The 15,175-nt window shown below is 72.5% G+C and carries 14 protein-coding genes; 6 read left to right on the top strand and 8 right to left on the bottom strand.

Going from position 1 to position 15,175, the window contains the following annotated elements; all coding sequences use genetic code 11:
• The 3 genes from AC27L3_RS29175 to deoC form a co-directional block, all read right to left on the bottom strand.
• Nucleotides 1-882, bottom strand: an 882-nt coding sequence (locus tag AC27L3_RS29175; protein ID WP_487237061.1) for an aldehyde dehydrogenase family protein, incomplete at its 3' end; no start/stop codon positions are given.
• The gene (locus AC27L3_RS29170; protein ID WP_487237060.1) at nucleotides 875-2,305 is read right to left on the bottom strand and encodes an aldehyde dehydrogenase family protein; all 1,431 of its coding nucleotides are present in this window, start codon (nucleotides 2,303-2,305) and stop codon (nucleotides 875-877) included. The genes AC27L3_RS29170 and AC27L3_RS29175, both read right to left, overlap by 8 nt.
• Nucleotides 2,306-2,307: 2 nt before the next feature.
• Nucleotides 2,308-3,249 carry a deoxyribose-phosphate aldolase gene (deoC, locus tag AC27L3_RS29165; RefSeq protein ID WP_487237059.1) on the bottom strand — a complete coding sequence of 314 codons (942 nt, stop codon included), beginning with the start codon at nucleotides 3,247-3,249 and terminating at the stop codon, nucleotides 2,308-2,310.
• A 320-nt stretch (nucleotides 3,250-3,569) separates the two neighbouring features.
• Between deoC and AC27L3_RS29160 the strand changes: the two genes are divergently transcribed.
• The 4 genes from AC27L3_RS29160 (at nucleotide 3,570) to AC27L3_RS29145 (ending at nucleotide 7,660) form a co-directional block, all read left to right on the top strand.
• Nucleotides 3,570-4,700 carry a hypothetical protein gene (locus tag AC27L3_RS29160; RefSeq protein ID WP_487237058.1) on the top strand — a complete coding sequence of 377 codons (1,131 nt, stop codon included), beginning with the start codon at nucleotides 3,570-3,572 and terminating at the stop codon, nucleotides 4,698-4,700.
• Nucleotides 4,701-4,960: 260 nt separating this feature from the next.
• Nucleotides 4,961-6,094, top strand: a complete 1,134-nt coding sequence (locus tag AC27L3_RS29155) for a hypothetical protein (RefSeq protein WP_487237057.1) — start codon at nucleotides 4,961-4,963, stop codon at nucleotides 6,092-6,094.
• Nucleotides 6,095-6,168: 74 nt separating this feature from the next.
• Nucleotides 6,169-6,804: a class F sortase gene (locus AC27L3_RS29150; RefSeq protein WP_487237056.1), complete on the top strand. Its 636-nt coding sequence runs from the start codon at nucleotides 6,169-6,171 to the stop codon at nucleotides 6,802-6,804.
• A 247-nt stretch (nucleotides 6,805-7,051) separates the two neighbouring features.
• Nucleotides 7,052-7,660: a PH domain-containing protein gene (locus AC27L3_RS29145; RefSeq protein ID WP_487237055.1), complete on the top strand. Its 609-nt coding sequence runs from the start codon at nucleotides 7,052-7,054 to the stop codon at nucleotides 7,658-7,660.
• A gap of 214 nt (nucleotides 7,661-7,874) precedes the next feature.
• On the opposite strand, the gene AC27L3_RS29140 is transcribed toward AC27L3_RS29145, so the two are convergent.
• The 3 genes from AC27L3_RS29140 to AC27L3_RS29130 form a co-directional block, all read right to left on the bottom strand.
• The gene (locus AC27L3_RS29140) at nucleotides 7,875-9,563 is read right to left on the bottom strand and encodes a phospho-sugar mutase (protein ID WP_487237054.1); all 1,689 of its coding nucleotides are present in this window, start codon (nucleotides 9,561-9,563) and stop codon (nucleotides 7,875-7,877) included.
• A gap of 334 nt (nucleotides 9,564-9,897) precedes the next feature.
• Nucleotides 9,898-10,719 (bottom strand): purine-nucleoside phosphorylase, encoded by an 822-nt coding sequence (locus AC27L3_RS29135; protein ID WP_344432848.1) that lies wholly within the window; start codon nucleotides 10,717-10,719, stop codon nucleotides 9,898-9,900.
• Nucleotides 10,720-10,831: 112 nt separating this feature from the next.
• Nucleotides 10,832-11,269, bottom strand: a complete 438-nt coding sequence (locus tag AC27L3_RS29130) for a gamma-glutamylcyclotransferase family protein (protein ID WP_344432850.1) — start codon at nucleotides 11,267-11,269, stop codon at nucleotides 10,832-10,834.
• Nucleotides 11,270-11,478: 209 nt separating this feature from the next.
• Between AC27L3_RS29130 and AC27L3_RS29125 the strand changes: the two genes are divergently transcribed.
• Both AC27L3_RS29125 and AC27L3_RS29120 read left to right on the top strand, forming a co-directional pair.
• Nucleotides 11,479-12,927, top strand: a complete 1,449-nt coding sequence (locus tag AC27L3_RS29125) for an NAD(P)H-quinone dehydrogenase (protein WP_365969515.1) — start codon at nucleotides 11,479-11,481, stop codon at nucleotides 12,925-12,927.
• Between the two features lie 152 nt (nucleotides 12,928-13,079).
• Entirely contained in the window at nucleotides 13,080-14,054 is a 975-nt protein-coding gene (locus AC27L3_RS29120) for a DeoR/GlpR family DNA-binding transcription regulator (RefSeq protein WP_487237062.1), read from the top strand.
• 161 nt (nucleotides 14,055-14,215) lie between these two features.
• On the opposite strand, the gene AC27L3_RS29115 is transcribed toward AC27L3_RS29120, so the two are convergent.
• Nucleotides 14,216-14,803 (bottom strand): TetR/AcrR family transcriptional regulator, encoded by a 588-nt coding sequence (locus AC27L3_RS29115; protein ID WP_487237053.1) that lies wholly within the window; start codon nucleotides 14,801-14,803, stop codon nucleotides 14,216-14,218.
• Between the two features lie 113 nt (nucleotides 14,804-14,916).
• Nucleotides 14,917-15,175 (bottom strand): acyl-CoA carboxylase biotin carboxyl carrier protein subunit (locus tag AC27L3_RS29110; protein WP_487237052.1); only part of this gene is annotated, 259 nt, incomplete at its 5' end.

Genomic DNA, 15,175 nt, shown 5'->3' with positions numbered 1-15,175 from the left:
GTAGGACGAACCGCCCGCGCCCAGCGAACCCGTGGGGTGCCAGACGGTCTTCGTCTCCAGGAAGGCCAGCAGGCGCTTGGTGCCCGGGTCGGCGGACCAGTCCACAGCCTGTGGACGGACGACGCGCTTGAGGTTGTCCGCGGCGGCGACCTCCAGCTCCTTCGCCAGGGCGGCGTCGGCACCGGCCAGGTCGATCGCGTTGACGTCCTGGTGCGCGGCGAGCGACGGGAAGATCTCCGCGGCCTTGCCGGAGAGGATGTTCACGACGCCACCGGGCACGTCGGACGTGGCCAGCACCTCGCCCAGCGACAGCGCGGGCAGCGGCGCCTTCTCGGACGCGACGACGACCACCGTGTTGCCACCGGCGATCACCGGGGCGATCACGGAGACCAGGCCCAGGAACGAGGAGTCCTGCGGCGCCACGACGGCCACCACACCGGTCGGCTCCGGGGCGGAGACGTTGAAGAACGGCCCGGCGACGGGGTTGGCGCCCCCGGCGATCTGGGCGATCTTGTCGGTCCACCCGGCGTACCAGACCCAGCGGTCGATCGCGGCGTCCACCTGGGCCGCGGCCTTGGCCTTCGACAGGCCCTCGGCGTCGGCGACCTCCGCCACGAACTGGTCGCGGCGGCCCTCCAGCATCTCGGCGACGCGGTAGAGGACCTGACCGCGGTTGTACGCGGTCGCACCCGACCAGGCGCCGACGGCCTTGCGGGCCGCGACGACGGCGTCCCGGGCGTCCTTGCGCGAGGACAGCGGGGCGTTGGCGAGCCAGTTGCCCTTGGAGTCGGTCACCTCGTACACCCGCCCGCTCTCGGACCGGGGGAACTTGCCCCCGACGAACAGCTTGTAGGTCTTGAAAACGCTAAGGCGCTCAGACATCGAGGTAGGCCTCCAGACCGTGCCGGCCGCCCTCGCGACCGAAGCCCGACTCCTTGTACCCGCCGAACGGCGAAGTCGGATCGAACTTGTTGAACGTGTTGGCCCAGACGACGCCCGCACGCAGCTTGTCGGCGACCGCCAGCATGCGCGAGCCCTTCTCCGTCCAGATGCCCGCCGACAGCCCGTACTGGCTGTTGTTGGCCTTCGCAACGGCCTCGGCGGGCGTGCGGAAGGACAGCACGGACAGCACCGGCCCGAAGATCTCCTCGCGGGCGATGCGGTGCGCCTGGGTGACGTTCGTGAAGAGCGTCGGGGCGAACCAGTAGCCGTTGCCCGGCAGCTCGCACGCCGGGGCCCAGCGCTCGGCGCCCTCGGCGACGCCGCTGTCGGCCAGCTCGGTGATCCGGGCCAGCTGCTCGGCGGAGTTGATCGCGCCCACATCGGTGTTCTTGTCGAGCGGGTCGCCCACGCGCAGGGTGGACATGCGGCGCTTGAGGGCGTCCAGCAGCTCGTCCTGGATCGACTCCTGGACGAGCAGGCGGGAGCCCGCGCAGCAGACCTGGCCCTGGTTGAAGAAGATGCCGTTGACGATGCCCTCGACCGCCTGGTCGATCGGCGCGTCGTCGAAGACGATGTTGGCGCCCTTGCCGCCCAGCTCCAGGGTCAGCTTCTTGTCCGTACCCGCGACGGTACGGGCGATCTGCTTGCCGACCGCGGTCGAGCCGGTGAAGGCCACCTTGTCGACGCCCTCGTGCCCGACGAGCGCGGCACCGGTCGAGCCGTCGCCCGTGAGGATGTTGACGACACCCTTCGGCAGGCCAGCCTGACGGCAGATGTCCGCGAAGAACAGCGCCGACAGCGGCGTGGTCTCGGCGGGCTTGAGCACGACCGTGTTGCCCGCGGCCAGCGCCGGGGCGATCTTCCACGCCAGCATCAGCAGCGGGAAGTTCCACGGGATGACCTGGCCGGCGACGCCCAGCGGCTTCGGGTCCGGCCCGAAACCGGCGTGCTCCAGCTTGTCGGCCCAGCCCGCGTAGTAGAAGAAGTGCGCGGCGACCAGCGGGAGGTCCGCGTCGCGGGTCTCCTTGATCGGCTTGCCGTTGTCGAGCGTCTCCAGGACGGCCAGCTCACGGGAGCGCTCCTGGATGATCCGGGCGATCCGGAACAGGTACTTGGCGCGCTCGGAGCCCGGCAGCGCCGACCACTTCTCGAACGCCTTGCGGGCGGCCTTCACCGCCGCGTCGACGTCCTCGGCGGACGCCTGCGCGACCTCGGAGAGGACCTCCTCGGTCGACGGCGAGACGGTCTTGAAGACCTTGCCGTCGGACGCCTCGCGGAACTCGCCGTCGATGAACAGCCCGTAGGACGGGGCGATGTCGACGACCGCGCGCGACTCGGGCGCCGGTGCGTATTCAAAAGCCATGGTCAGTCCACCGTCACGTAGTCGGGACCGGAGTAGCGCCCGGTGCTCAGCTTCTGGCGCTGCATCAGCAGGTCGTTGAGCAGGCTGGAGGCCCCGAAACGGAACCACTCGTTGGTCAGCCACTCCTCGCCGACGGTCTCGTTCACCAGCACCAGGAACTTCAGCGCGTCCTTGGTGGTGCGGATGCCGCCGGCCGGCTTCACACCGACCTGGACACCGATGGCGTCGCGGAAGTCGCGCACGGCCTCCAGCATCAGCAGCGTGTTCGCCGGGGTGGCGTTGACGGCCACCTTGCCGGTCGAGGTCTTGATGAAGTCGGCACCGGCCAGCATGCCCAGCCAGGAGGCGCGGCGGATGTTGTCGTACGTCGACAGCTCGCCGGTCTCGAAGATGACCTTCAGGCGGGCGGCGGAGCCGTCCTCGCGCCGGCAGGCGTCCTTGACGGCCTTGATCTCCTCGAAGACCTTCAGGTAGTGGCCGGAGAGGAACGCACCGCGGTCGATCACCATGTCGATCTCGTGCGCCCCGGCGGCGACCGCGTCCCGGGTGTCGGCCAGCTTCACCGGCAGGGCCGCACGGCCCGCGGGGAAGGCGGTGGCGACGGAGGCCACCTTCACGTCCGAACCGCGCACGGCCTCGGCCGCGGTGGCCACCATGTCGGGATAGACGCAGACGGCGGCGGTGCGGGGGGTGCCGCGGTCGGTCGGGTCGGGGTTGAGGGCCTTGGCGGCCAGCGCCCGGACCTTGCCCGGGGTGTCCGCGCCCTCCAGGGTCGTCAGGTCGATCATGGAGATCGCCAGGTCGATGGCGTACGCCTTCGCCGACGTCTTGATCGAGCGCGTGCCCAGCGCCGCGGCGCGGGCCTCCAGCCCGACCGGGTCGACGCCCGGCAGGCCGTGCAGGAAGCGGCGCAGCGCGGCGTCGGAGGCGGTGACGTCCGCCATCGATGCCAGTCGCTCAGCGGCTTCGTTGCCGGATGAGGGGACTGTTGTTTGAGCCTGCGTGGTCACCAGATGAGCATATCTACGCGCGTAGCGCATGTCATCCCCCTGTCCTTGATCGACATTTGATCGGCGACTGATCAAATGTGACGCGGTTGGTTCCGCTTCCTGTCGATGTTCAGTGACAAAAGACGGAAAGTCCGATCACAACCGATCCATAACGTTGTTCTCAGCAGAACCGCCCGACCTCTCCGGCCCCACCCGAAGCGAGGGAAGCGGCATGCGAATCCCATCGACCAGGCCCGACCAGCCAGGAGTCCAGCATGTCAGCTTTTGTTCCCCAGCGCCGCCGCCGTACCGCCGCCGCGGTCCGCGTGGCCCTCACCTCCGCCGCGCTCGCCTCCGCCGTCCTGGCACCGGCGACCGCCGCGTTCGCCATGGACCCGGCGGCACCCTCGCCGGTCCCCAGCGCCCCGGCCACGAAGCCGGCGGAGCCGACGCGCCCGGCACCGTCGAAGCCGGCCGACCCGACGGCCCCGGCCCAGCCGACCACTCCCGCGAAGGGTGACCCCGTCAAGGGCGGCGAGGCCCGGAAGGAGCCGACGGCTCCGGTGAAGACGGGCTCCGAGAAGGTCGAGAAGAAGGACGGCAGTTCCTACGACGGCATCGACGGCAAGGAACTGGTCGGCACGCACAAACTGCTGCGTGGCAGGGCCGTCATGCGGGTCTACAAGATCGGCCCGAACCACTACCAGGGGCGTATTGCCCCCCACAGCGCGTCCGGTGCGTCCGTCGAGATCGTGGACGCCAACGGCAAGGACGCTTCTGTCGTGTACGACGACCAGGTCATCACGGTGCGCGCGGCCGACGGCAGCGTCAGGATCCGTGACGGCAGGGGCGGTGCGGGCCAGGGCCCGGTGACCAAGGCCGGCGAGGAGGCCGCCCGGTGCCGGGTGGTCAAGGAGGTCGTCGTCGGCGCCGACGCCACCGCTGTCCTCATGAACGACCAGGAGGGTCCGAAGGCCGGCTTCAAGGACCACGACGGCGTGCAGTTCGGCGGCTGGCTCGACCGCAAGCACCCGCAGCAGGGCGACAGCTTCAAGATCATCGACGCCTCCACCTCGCACCCGAAGCTGTGGGTGAAGCTGCAGGGCGGCGACCAGCCCGCCTCGACCTACGACTTCCCGGCGCTCCCCGCCGGCTGTGACACCGGCACCGCCGGCACCGCCACCGGTGCCAAGGCCAACGGTGGCAGCAGCGGCACCGTGTCGGCCGCCGGTGCCCAGACGAAGGTCACCCCGCAGGGCGGCGTCGCCGCCGGTGCGGAGGGTGTCGGTCAGGGCGACGACACCGTCCTCCTCGCGGGCGGCGGCGCGCTGGCCGCCGCCGGTGCGGCCGGCCTCGGCTTCGCGGTGCTGCACCGCCGCCGGGCCGCCGTGGGCGCCCATTCCTGAACACCCTGAACCACCCGTGAGCGGGCCGCTGTCCTCGGACAGCGGCCCGCTTCGCGTTGTCCGGCCGGGATCAGTCCGGATCGGTCGGTTTCGGGCGATCGCTGTTGATGTTCCGTGACAAAAACCCGAAAGATCGGTCACAGGTGATCGTTAGTGTTTTCTTCAGCAGCTCCGCCCGACCTCTCCGGCCTCATCCGAATCAAGAGGGAAGCGGCATGCGAACTTCCCACCGACCAGGCCCGACCAGCCAGGAGTCCAGCATGTCCAAGTTCCCGCGCCGTCGTAACGCCCTGCGTGCAGCCGTCGCCTCCGCCGCACTCGCCTCCGCCGTTCTCGCGCCCGCCACCGCCGCGTTCGCCATGGACCCGGGCGCCTCCACGCCGACCGTCCCCGCGGCGAAGCCGACGAAGCCGGCCGAGCCGACGGCTCCGACCGCTCCGGCGGCGTCGACCGCACCGACCACCGGCGCCCAGCCCTCCGCCAAGCCGAGCGCTCCCGCGCAGAACGGCAAGGAGACGGGCAAGGCGAGCCCGAGCACCGCGCCGTCGGCGACCAAGCCGGCGGACGACAAGAACGGTGACGCGGAGGCCAACGAGCTCGGCACCTGGCGGTTCGTGGCGCAGCTGCGCGACGGCAGCAGCGGGAACGTCTACCAGTCCGCCCGCGGGGCCTACAACCTGGAGATCGTCCACAAGGGCGAGCGCATCGTCATCAAGGGCGCCCGCGGCGTCGTCATCCGGCAGGTCGGCACCATGGTGGTCACCTTCGACGCCACCACGGGCGAGGTCTCCTCGCGCATGACGGGCTCCTCCTCCCAGGGGCAGGGCGCCGGCACCACCGCGCACAAGGACAACGGCGGAGCCGCCCGGTTCGAGGGCACGGTGGTCTCCATCGGCAAGGGCCTGGTCGCGGTCCTGCGCTACGACCCCGCCAACGGCAGCGCCGAGGCGTGGATCCGCAACGTCGGCCCGGACTGGAAGCCCGGTGACCCGTACATCCAGCACGTGGCCGCGCTGCTCAACCGCGACAACGTCCGCGCGACCGTCGAGGGCCTGAACCTGAGCCTGGAGGGCGTCGACGGCCCCCACCCGGTCCTGCTCGTGAACGGCAAGTCCTACGCCTTCCCGGCGAAGGCCAAGGCCGCGGACGGCAAGGCTGGTGCCGGCGCGACCGGCGTCAAGGCCAACGGCGGCACCACCGGCACGGTGTCCGCGGTGTCGGCCGCCGCCCAGACCAAGGTCATGCCGCAGGGCGGCGTCGCCGCCGGTGCCGAGGGCGTGCGCGAGGGCAACGACACCGCGCTGCTCGCCGCCGGTGGCGCCCTCGCCTCGGTCAGCGCCGCCGGTGTGGCGTTCGCCGTACTGCGCCGCCGCGCGGACCGCGCCGGCGTCTGATCCGCGCCATCAGGACCCCGGGCGGGCCGCCACCTCGACGGGCGGCCCGCCCTCAGTGCCCGACAGGAGCCCGCATGAACCCGCTCTCCCGCTCCCGCGCCCGGCGGGTCGCCACGTCCGGGCTGCTCGTCGCCGCCCTCGGCGGCGGACTCGCCGCCTGCGGCGGCTCCGACGTGCCCAAGGCCGGCGCCCACGTCTCCGCCACCACGGCGGCCCGGCCCGCCCCGGACGTCCCGGCGCTCGGCGCCTCCAAGCCCGTACGCGTCCGGGTGCCCGCGGCCGACGTCGACGCGAGCCCGATCCTCGACCTCGGACTCACCGACGACGGCACCGTCGAGGTGCCCTCCGTCGCCCAGGCCGACCGCATCGGCTGGTACGACAAGGGCGTCACGCCCGGGGAGACCGGGCCGGCCGTGCTCATCGGCCACTACGACACCGCCGAGGGCCCCGCCGTCCTCAAGGACGTCGCCCGCATCAAGACCGGCGACCCCGTCGTCGTCACCCGCGCCGACGGCTCCACGGCCACCTTCACCGTTCGCGAGCTGCAGCAGGTCGACAAGAAGAACTTCCCCACGCAGAAGGTGTACGGCAACACCACCCGCCCCGAACTGCGCATCATCACCTGCGGCGGCGACCTGCGCGACGGGCACCGGCCCGACAACATCGTCGTCTACGCCGACCTGACGGCGACGACGAAGGCCACGTCCTAAGCCGCGCTCCGCCGGGGCCCCGGGGCGGCGCGTTCAGCTGCGGGCCGTCGATGGCCGTTCGCGCAGTTCCCCGCGCCCCTACGGGGGCGCCCCCGTAGGGGCGCGGGGAACTGCGCGACAAGCCACGACGCGCCCGCGGACGGGGTGCCGTGTCGCGCCCACGCGGCGGCAGCCGCACATCGGCACGGCCCCGGCCGTTGTCGTACCGCAACGTCCGTCCCGCCTGCTGTCGGGCAGAATCGGCCCCATGACCAGCTCGAGCTCCCCCCAGGCCCCGGACGCCGCCGAGCGCTCCTACCGCTCGCCCGCGGGCATGGCCGGCGGCATCCTGCTGCTCGGCCTGGCCGCCTGGCTGGGCGGCGACGCGATGCTGCGCGGCACGGGCAACACGCCGTGGCTCGCGCTCGCGGCCCTCATCTTCGTGGTGCCGCTGATCATCGCCTTCACGCTGCGCCCCGCCGTATGGGCCGGCACGGAGCGCCTGCTCATCCGCAACCCCTTCCGCACGATCACCCTGCCGTGGGGGTGCGTCGAAGGCGTACGCGCCGGCTACTCCAGCGAGGTGTTCGCCGGCGGCACGAAGTACCAGCTGTGGGCCATCCCCGTCTCCCTGCGCCAGCGCAAGCGGGCCGCGCGCACGGCGGCCCGGGATGCGGCCACGGACGTGACGGGGCGGGCATCGGCGACGGCCGCGCCGCTGCGGGCGCCCTCGGACCAGGCGATCGACGACCTCCGCGAGCTCGCGGAGCGGGGCGCTTCGCGCGAGGGGGCGCCCTCGGTGCGCTGGGCGTACGAGGTCATCGCGCCCGCCGCGGTGGGGCTGGTGCTGCTCTGCGCTCTCGCCGCGGTGGGCTAGCGCCCCGCAGGGGCGCGGGGAACTGCGCGAACGGCCACGACGCGCCCGCGGACGGGGTGCCGTGTCGCGCCCACGCGGCGGCAGCCGCAGATCGGCACCGCCCCGCGCCCCTACGGGGCGCAGCCCCGCTCCGGGATGGGGAGAGGGCGGGGCCGGGGCTCATTCGCCCGCGGGGCCCCGCCCTCCCGTACCGTCAGGCGCGCACGCCGTCGCGTCAGATGCCCGCGGCCCGCGCCATGTCCGTCTTCAGGCCCGCCAGCACCTCGTCCGCCCGGCGCCGCGCGTCGCCGAGGTCCGCCGCCGAGGCGACCGGCACCACGACCTCCAGGTAGCACTTCAGCTTCGGCTCCGTGCCGCTCGGCCGCACGATCACCCGGGCTCCCGCCACGTTGCCCGCCTCGTCGCCCGCCAGGGCGTACCGCAGGCCGTCGGTCGGCGGCAGGGACTCGGTGCCCTTCGTGAGGTCCTCCGCCGAGACCACGTGCAGCCCGGCCAGCACCGCCGGCGGCTGCTCGCGCAGCGTGCGCATCGCGGAGGCGATCAGGGACAGGTCCTCGACGCGCACCGACAGCTGGTCCGTGGCGTGCAGGCCGTGCTCGACGGCGAGGTCGTCGAGCAGGTCGCTCAGCGTCCGCCCGGACGCCTTGAGCTCCGCGGTCAGTTCCGCCACCAGGAGTGCGGCGGTGATGCCGTCCTTGTCGCGCACGCCGTCGGGGTCGACGCAGTAGCCCAGCGCCTCCTCGTAGGCGTAGCGCAGGCCGTCCACGCGGGAGAGCCACTTGAAGCCGGTGAGCGTCTCCTCGTAGCCCGCGCCGGCCGCGGCGGCGGCGATGCGCGACAGCAGCGACGACGAGACGATCGTCGTCGCGAACGTGCCGCGGGCGCTCTTGTGCACCAGGTGCGTGGCCAGCAGGGCGCCCACCTCGTCGCCGCGCAGCATGCGCCAGCCCTCGACCGTGTCCGGGGCCGGGACGGCCACCGCGCAGCGGTCGGCGTCGGGGTCGTTGGCGATGATGATGTCGGGCGCCTCGCCGCGCGCCGCGGCCTCGCGGGCGGTGGCGAAGGCCAGGTCCATCGCGCCCGGCTCCTCCGGGTTGGGGAAGGCCACCGTCGGGAAGTCGGGGTCGGGCTCGGCCTGCGCGGCGACCACGGTCGGCGCGGGGAAGCCGGCGCGGGCGAACGCGGCGGTCAGCACGTCGCGGCCGACGCCGTGCATCGGCGTGTAGACGACGCGCGCGTCGCGCGGCGAGCCGCCGGTCAGGACGGCGTCGGTACGGGCCAGGTAGGCGCCGACGACGTCGTCCTCGCCCAGCGTTTCCCAGCCGGACTCGGCGCGCGGCACGTCGTTCAGCGAGGCGATGGCCGCGATCTCGGCGGCGATGCCGGCGTCGGCCGGCGGCACGATCTGCGAGCCGTCGCCGAGGTACACCTTGTAGCCGTTGTCGCGCGGCGGGTTGTGGCTGGCCGTGACCTCGATGCCGGCCACGGCGCCGAGGTGGCGGATGGCGAAGGCCAGGACGGGCGTCGGCAGCGGCTTCGGCAGCAGCGCGGCCTTCAGGCCGGCGCCCACCATCACGGCGGCGGTGTCGCGGGCGAAGTCGGCCGACTTGTAGCGGGCGTCGTAGCCGATGACGACGGTGCCCCGGCCGTGGCCCTGCTTCTTGAGGTACGCGGCGAGACCGGCGGCGGCGCGAATGACGACGGCGCGGTTCATGCGCATCGGGCCGGCGCCGAGCTCACCGCGCAGGCCGGCGGTGCCGAACTGCAGGGTGCCGGCGAAGCGGGCGCCGAGCTCGGCGAGGTCGCCGGCGTCGATGAGCGCCGCGAGCTCGGCGCGGGTCTCGGGGTCGGGGTCCTCGGCGAGCCAGGTCCTGGCCTGGGCGATGAGGTCGTCTCGCTCCACGGGGTCTCCTCCGGAGGGGTTCGGGGGGCGCTTGCGGTGCTGGTGCGCATGGTGCGCATGGTGCGCGGTGGGTCGGGGCCGGGGCGGGACGGGCCCCTCTGGGGGCTGGGTTGTTTACGGCAACGGTCAGCCGTTCAGGTTGCCCCGAACGCCGCCGCAAATAACCCTTACGCCCCCTGCCGGGACCCGTCCCGCCCCGGCCCCTTCCGCGGTCGGGCGGCTGCGAGCTGTTCGTGGGCAACCGGCTCACCGGGCCGCACCACCCACGGCGCGCCGACGGCGCGAAAAAGCCCCGCGCCGGAGGCGCGGGGCCTGTCGGCGCGGAGCGGGAAGGTCAGAGCTTCGGCAGGACCTGCGCGAGCAGGGAGCCCATGCGCGCAGCCGAGTCGCGGCCGGCCTGCAGGACTTCCTCGTGGTTGAGGGGCTCGCCGGTCATGCCCGCGGCCAGGTTCGTGACCAGGGAGATGCCGAGGACCTCGGCACCGGCCTCGCGGGCCGCGATGGCTTCCAGCGTGGTGGACATGCCGACGAGGTCGCCGCCGAGGGTGCGGACCATCTTGATCTCGGCCGGGGTCTCGTAGTGCGGGCCGGGGAGCTGGACGTAGACGCCCTCCTCCAGGGTCTCGTCCACCTCCTTGCACAGCGCGCGCAGGCGCGGCGAGTACAGGTCGGTGAGGTCGACGAAGTTGGCGCCGACGATCGGCGAGGTCGCCGTCATGTTGATGTGGTCGCTGATCAGCACCGGCTGGCCGGGGCGCATGCCGTCGCGCAGGCCGCCGCAGCCGTTGGTGAGGACGACGGTCTTGCAGCCGGCGGCGACGGAGGTGCGCACGCCGTGGACGACGGCGGCGACGCCGCGGCCCTCGTAGTAGTGGGTGCGGCCGAGGAAGACCAGGGCGCGCTTGTCGTTGATCTTGTACGACCGGACGGTGCCCGCGTGGCCCGCGACGGCGGCGGCCGAGAAGCCCGGCAGCTCGGTGACCGGGAACTCGATCTCGGGGGCACCGAGAGCCTCGGTGGCGGGAACCCAGCCGGAGCCCATGACCAGGGCGACGTCGTGGGTCTCGGCGCCCGTGAGCTCGCGCAGGCGGGCGGCGGCGGCGTCGGCGGCGGCGTACGGGTCGGCCTGGATGTCGGGGGTAAGCGAAGCGTTCACGCGGACGAGGGTAACCGGTCGACGCCTACGCGCGTAGATGTCTCAGGTGACGGTATCCCGATTGTTGCTTTGTGTTTTGTGACGAAATGGGGCCGTCACGCTGGGCACACGGTCAGCACGGGCGCTTGCGGATCTCCATGACGTAGTCGTGCGGCGCCCCGGCGGATTCCGCGGCGTCGGCGATCTCGCCGAGGTAGCGGGCGGAGGGCAGGCCGCCCTCGTAGCCGTTGAGCACATACGCCCAGGCCGCTTCCTCACCGTCGAGAGTGTGCACCCTCACCCGCATGCGGCGGTAGACCTCCATGCCGACGCCCTCCCAACGGTCCATCGACTCCTCGTCCATCGGAGCGATGTCGTAGAGGGCCACGAAGACCTGGGAGGCGGGGTCCTCGACGATGGTGGCCAGGGCACCCTCCCAGCCCATCTGCTCGCCGCCGAAGGTGAGCCGCCAGCCGTTGAGCCAGCCCGTGCCGCGCAGCGGCGAGTGCGGGGCGCGGCGGGACATCAGCCGCGCGTCGAGGTTGCCGGCGTAAGCGGCGTAGAGCGACATGGTTCCGAGAGTACGGGAGTGAGGCGGAACGGCATTTGGGGTGGCAACCTCGAAGAGGGTTCGCGTGGAACTTTTCGCCGAGGCTCGCACGGATCGGCGGGCGATCCGGCAGGGATCCGGCAGGGATCCGGCGTGGATCCGACGCGGGATCCGGCGTGGGATCCGGCAAGGGGAGCCCCGGAAGGAGCCGCTTTGATGGGTGCGGGACAATGGAGTACGTGACTCGGATCGTGATCATCGGTGGCGGACCCGGCGGCTACGAGGCGGCCCTGGTGGCCGCCCAGCTCGGCGCGGAGGTGACCGTCGTCGACTGCGACGGTCTGGGCGGGGCGTCGGTGCTGACCGACTGCGTGCCCTCGAAGACTCTCATCGCGACGGCCGAGGTGATGACGACCTTCGACTCCTCGTACGAGGAGCTCGGGATCATCGTCGCCGACGACACCCCGCCGCTGGAGCGGGCCGCCGGAGTGGTCGGCGTGGACCTGGGCAAGGTCAACCGCCGTGTGAAGCGCCTGGCGCTGGCCCAGTCGCACGACATCACCGCCTCCGTCACCCGTGCGGGCGGTCGCGTGCTGCGCGGCCGCGGCCGGCTGGAGGGGGAGCAGGCGGCGGACGGCTCGCGGCGGGTCGTGGTGCGCGCGGCGGACGGCTCGGAGGAGACGCTGGTCGCCGACGCGGTGCTGATCGCGACGGGCGGGCACCCGCGAGAGATCCCCGACGCGCTGCCCGACGGCGAGCGCATCCTGAACTGGACGCAGGTCTACGACCTCGACGAGCTCCCCGAGGAGCTCATCGTGGTGGGCTCCGGTGTGACCGGTGCCGAGTTCGCGGGCGCCTACCAGGCGCTGGGCTCGAAGGTGACCCTGGTCTCCAGCCGCGACCGGGTGCTGCCGGGCGAGGACCCGGACGCCGCGGCCGTGCTGGAGGACGTCTTCCGGCGCCGCGGCATGAACGTGATGGCGCGCTCCCGGGCGCAGTCCGCCAAGCGGGTGGGCGACCGGGTGGAGGTCACGCTGGCCGACGGCCGGGTGATCACCGGTACGCACTGCCTGATGGCGGTCGGTGCCATCCCCAACACGGCGGGCATCGGGCTGGAGGAGGCCGGGGTCCGGCTGAAGGACTCCGGGCACATCTGGACGGACAAGGTCTCGCGCACCACCGCGCCGGGCGTGTACGCGGCCGGCGACTGCACCGGCGTCTTCGCACTGGCGTCGGTGGCGGCCATGCAGGGCCGGATCGCGATGTACCACTTCCTGGGCGACGCGGTGACCCCGCTCAATCTCAAGACGGTATCCGCGAACGTATTTACGGATCCGGAGATTGCGACGGTCGGGTACACCCAGGCCGATGTCGATGCCGGTCTGATTGACGCACGGGTCGTCAAGCTTCCGCTGCTGCGTAATCCCCGGGCGAAGATGCAGGGCATCCGCGACGGATTCGTGAAGATGTTCTGCCGCCCCGGTACGGGCATCGTCGTCGGCGGTGTCGTGGTGGCGCCGCGGGCGAGCGAGCTCATTCATCCGATCTCGATCGCGGTCGACAACAATCTGACAGTCGAACAGATCGCCAATGCGTTCACCGTGTACCCGTCGCTGTCGGGTTCGATCGCCGAGGTGGCACGGCAGTTGCACACGAGGAAGACGCAGCGGGAGGCGTAGCGGGGACCCCCGGGACCTCACTCCTCATACCACTGGGCGGGTTGCGGCACGGACAACTTCCGTTAATTGCTGCAACCTGCTGAAAACAGATGGACGTTGGCGTTACTGTCGGTTTCGTGTTCGCTGCAGAACGTCGCCAATTGATCCTCGAAATGGTGCGGGCCAACGGAGCGGTATCGCTCCGTGAGCTCGCCCGCGTCGTCCAGACCTCAGAAGTGACCGTACGGCGGGACGTGCGGGCGCTGGAGGCCGAAGGACTGCTCGACCGCCGGCACGGCGGTGCGGTGCTGCCGGGCGGTTTCACCAGGGAGTCCGGCTTCCCGCAGAAATCCCATCTAGCGACCGCCGAGAAGACGGCCATCGCCGATCTCGCGGCGAGCTTCGTCGAGGAGGGCGAGGCCGTCGTCGTCGGCGCGGGTACGACCACCCAGGAGCTGGCCCGCCGGCTCGCCCGGGTGCCGGGCCTGACCGTGGTGACCAACTCCCTGCTCGTCGCCCAGGCCCTCGCCCACGCCAACCGGGTCGAGGTCGTGATGACCGGCGGCACGCTCAGAGGCTCGAACTACGCCCTGGTCGGCAGCGGCGCCGAGCAGTCCCTGCAGGGGCTGCGGGTCTCCCGCGCCTTCCTCTCCGGCAGCGGGCTGACCGCCGAGCGCGGGCTGTCCACGTCCAACATGCTCTCCGCGAGCGTGGACCGGGCGCTGGTGCAGGCCGCGGCGGAGGTCGTGGTGCTCGCCGACCACACCAAGCTCGGCACCGACACCATGTTCCAGACCGTGCCCACGGACGTGATCACCCGCCTGGTCACCGACGAGCCGCCCGCCCACGACGACCGCGCGGCCACCGAGCTGCAGGCCCTGGCCGACCAGGGCGTGCACATCTCCGTGGCCGGCCCCGGCACCGGCAACGGCTCCGCGGGCGGCGGCCACGGCGACGCGGGGGTCGCCCCGGCCCGGCGGCGCGACGTCCCGCCCCTGCCGGGCCAGCGCCGCAGCCTCCCGCTGGGCCACGGGCAGCCGCCCGGCCCCGGGGGCGGCGCGCCGCCCGGAGCGCAGCTGCGCGGTGCCGTGCCGCTGGGCGACCAGGCGACGGCACGCGTCGCCGACCTGGCCCCACGCCGGCGTTAGGCGCCCCGTAGGGGCGCGGGGCGGTGTCGATCTGCGGCTGCCGCCGCGTGGGCGCCATCAGCCACCGGCGGCCTGCAGCCGAGGTGCCACCCACGGCAGTCCGTCCGCGGGCGCGTCGTGGCTGATCGCGCAGTTCCCCGCGCCCCTGGCGGGGCGCGCCGTCAGGGGCGGGCCTTCAGGCCCGTCAGGGTCAGCGTGAGCAGGCGGTCGGCCAACCCCGGGTCGTCCGGGGACTGTTCGACCGCCAGCGCAATGGCGTTGGTCAGCTGCATCACGTCGACGATGTCCACGTCCGGGCTGATGGCGCCCGCCTGCTGGGCCCGGGCGAGGAGCGCGCTGCCCGCCTCCCGCATGGGCAGGCTGCACCGCGTCATCGCGGACGCCTTGTCGGACTGTGCGGCCATCAGGGCCCGGGACAGGCCGCGGTAGGTGCTGGCGTGCGTCACGATGGCCCGCAGCCAGGCGACCAGGGCCCGGCACGGCTCGGGGGAGGCCAGCAGCTCGCGCGAGCGGGCCAGCAGCCCGTCCACCTCGCCCTGGAAGACGGCGCTCATCAGCGCGGTGCGGTTGGGGAAGTGCCGGTAGAGGGTGCCGATGCCGACGCCGGCCCGCCTGGCGATGTCCTCCAGCGAGGCGTCCGTGCCGTGCTCGGTGAACGCCGTACGGGCCTCCGCGAGCAGCCGCTCGTAGTTCCGTCGCGCGTCCGCCCGCATCGGTCGTGGTGACGTCCGCGCCGTATCGGTCGCCATGTACGTCCGTCCTCCCTCTCGGCCCCCGCGGGGTCAAGGATGCCATCAGTGGGGCCGAACGAGTGGGGGCCCGGCCGATGCCTCGGCCGGGCCCCAGTGGTCGCCTGGTGCGATCAGTCCTTGATCTCGCAGATCGCGGCGCCCGAGGAGATCGAGGCGCCGACCTCGGCGGTGATGCCCTTGATCGTGCCGGTGCGGTGGGCGTTGATGGGCTGCTCCATCTTCATCGCCTCCAGCACGACGATCAGGTCGCCCTCGTTGACCTGCTGGCCCTCTTCCACCGCCACCTTGACGATGGTGCCTTGCATGGGGGAGGCGAGGGTGTCGCCGGTCAGGGCGGAGCCGGACTTCTTGGTGGCGCGGCGTTTGGGC

The organism is Streptomyces sp. PKA51 (assembly GCF_057552455.1).
This window is presented reverse-complemented; position numbering and strand designations above follow the sequence as displayed.

What these genes read in the sequence shown, in the direction of transcription:
- AC27L3_RS29170 (WP_487237060.1), bottom strand. Translation starts at nt 2,305, where the DNA reads ATGGCTTTTGAATACGCACCGGCGCCCGAGTCGCGCGCGGTCGTCGAC.
- AC27L3_RS29130 (WP_344432850.1), bottom strand. Translation starts at nt 11,269, where the DNA reads ATGTCGCTCTACGCCGCTTACGCCGGCAACCTCGACGCGCGGCTGATG.
- AC27L3_RS29155 (WP_487237057.1), top strand. Translation starts at nt 4,961, where the DNA reads ATGTCCAAGTTCCCGCGCCGTCGTAACGCCCTGCGTGCAGCCGTCGCC.
- deoC (WP_487237059.1), bottom strand. Translation starts at nt 3,249, where the DNA reads ATGGCGGACGTCACCGCCTCCGACGCCGCGCTGCGCCGCTTCCTGCAC.
- AC27L3_RS29120 (WP_487237062.1), top strand. Translation starts at nt 13,080, where the DNA reads ATGGTGCGGGCCAACGGAGCGGTATCGCTCCGTGAGCTCGCCCGCGTC.
- AC27L3_RS29115 (WP_487237053.1), bottom strand. Translation starts at nt 14,803, where the DNA reads ATGGCGACCGATACGGCGCGGACGTCACCACGACCGATGCGGGCGGAC.
- AC27L3_RS29125 (WP_365969515.1), top strand. Translation starts at nt 11,479, where the DNA reads ATGGAGTACGTGACTCGGATCGTGATCATCGGTGGCGGACCCGGCGGC.
- AC27L3_RS29160 (WP_487237058.1), top strand. Translation starts at nt 3,570, where the DNA reads ATGTCAGCTTTTGTTCCCCAGCGCCGCCGCCGTACCGCCGCCGCGGTC.
- AC27L3_RS29150 (WP_487237056.1), top strand. Translation starts at nt 6,169, where the DNA reads ATGAACCCGCTCTCCCGCTCCCGCGCCCGGCGGGTCGCCACGTCCGGG.
- AC27L3_RS29145 (WP_487237055.1), top strand. Translation starts at nt 7,052, where the DNA reads ATGACCAGCTCGAGCTCCCCCCAGGCCCCGGACGCCGCCGAGCGCTCC.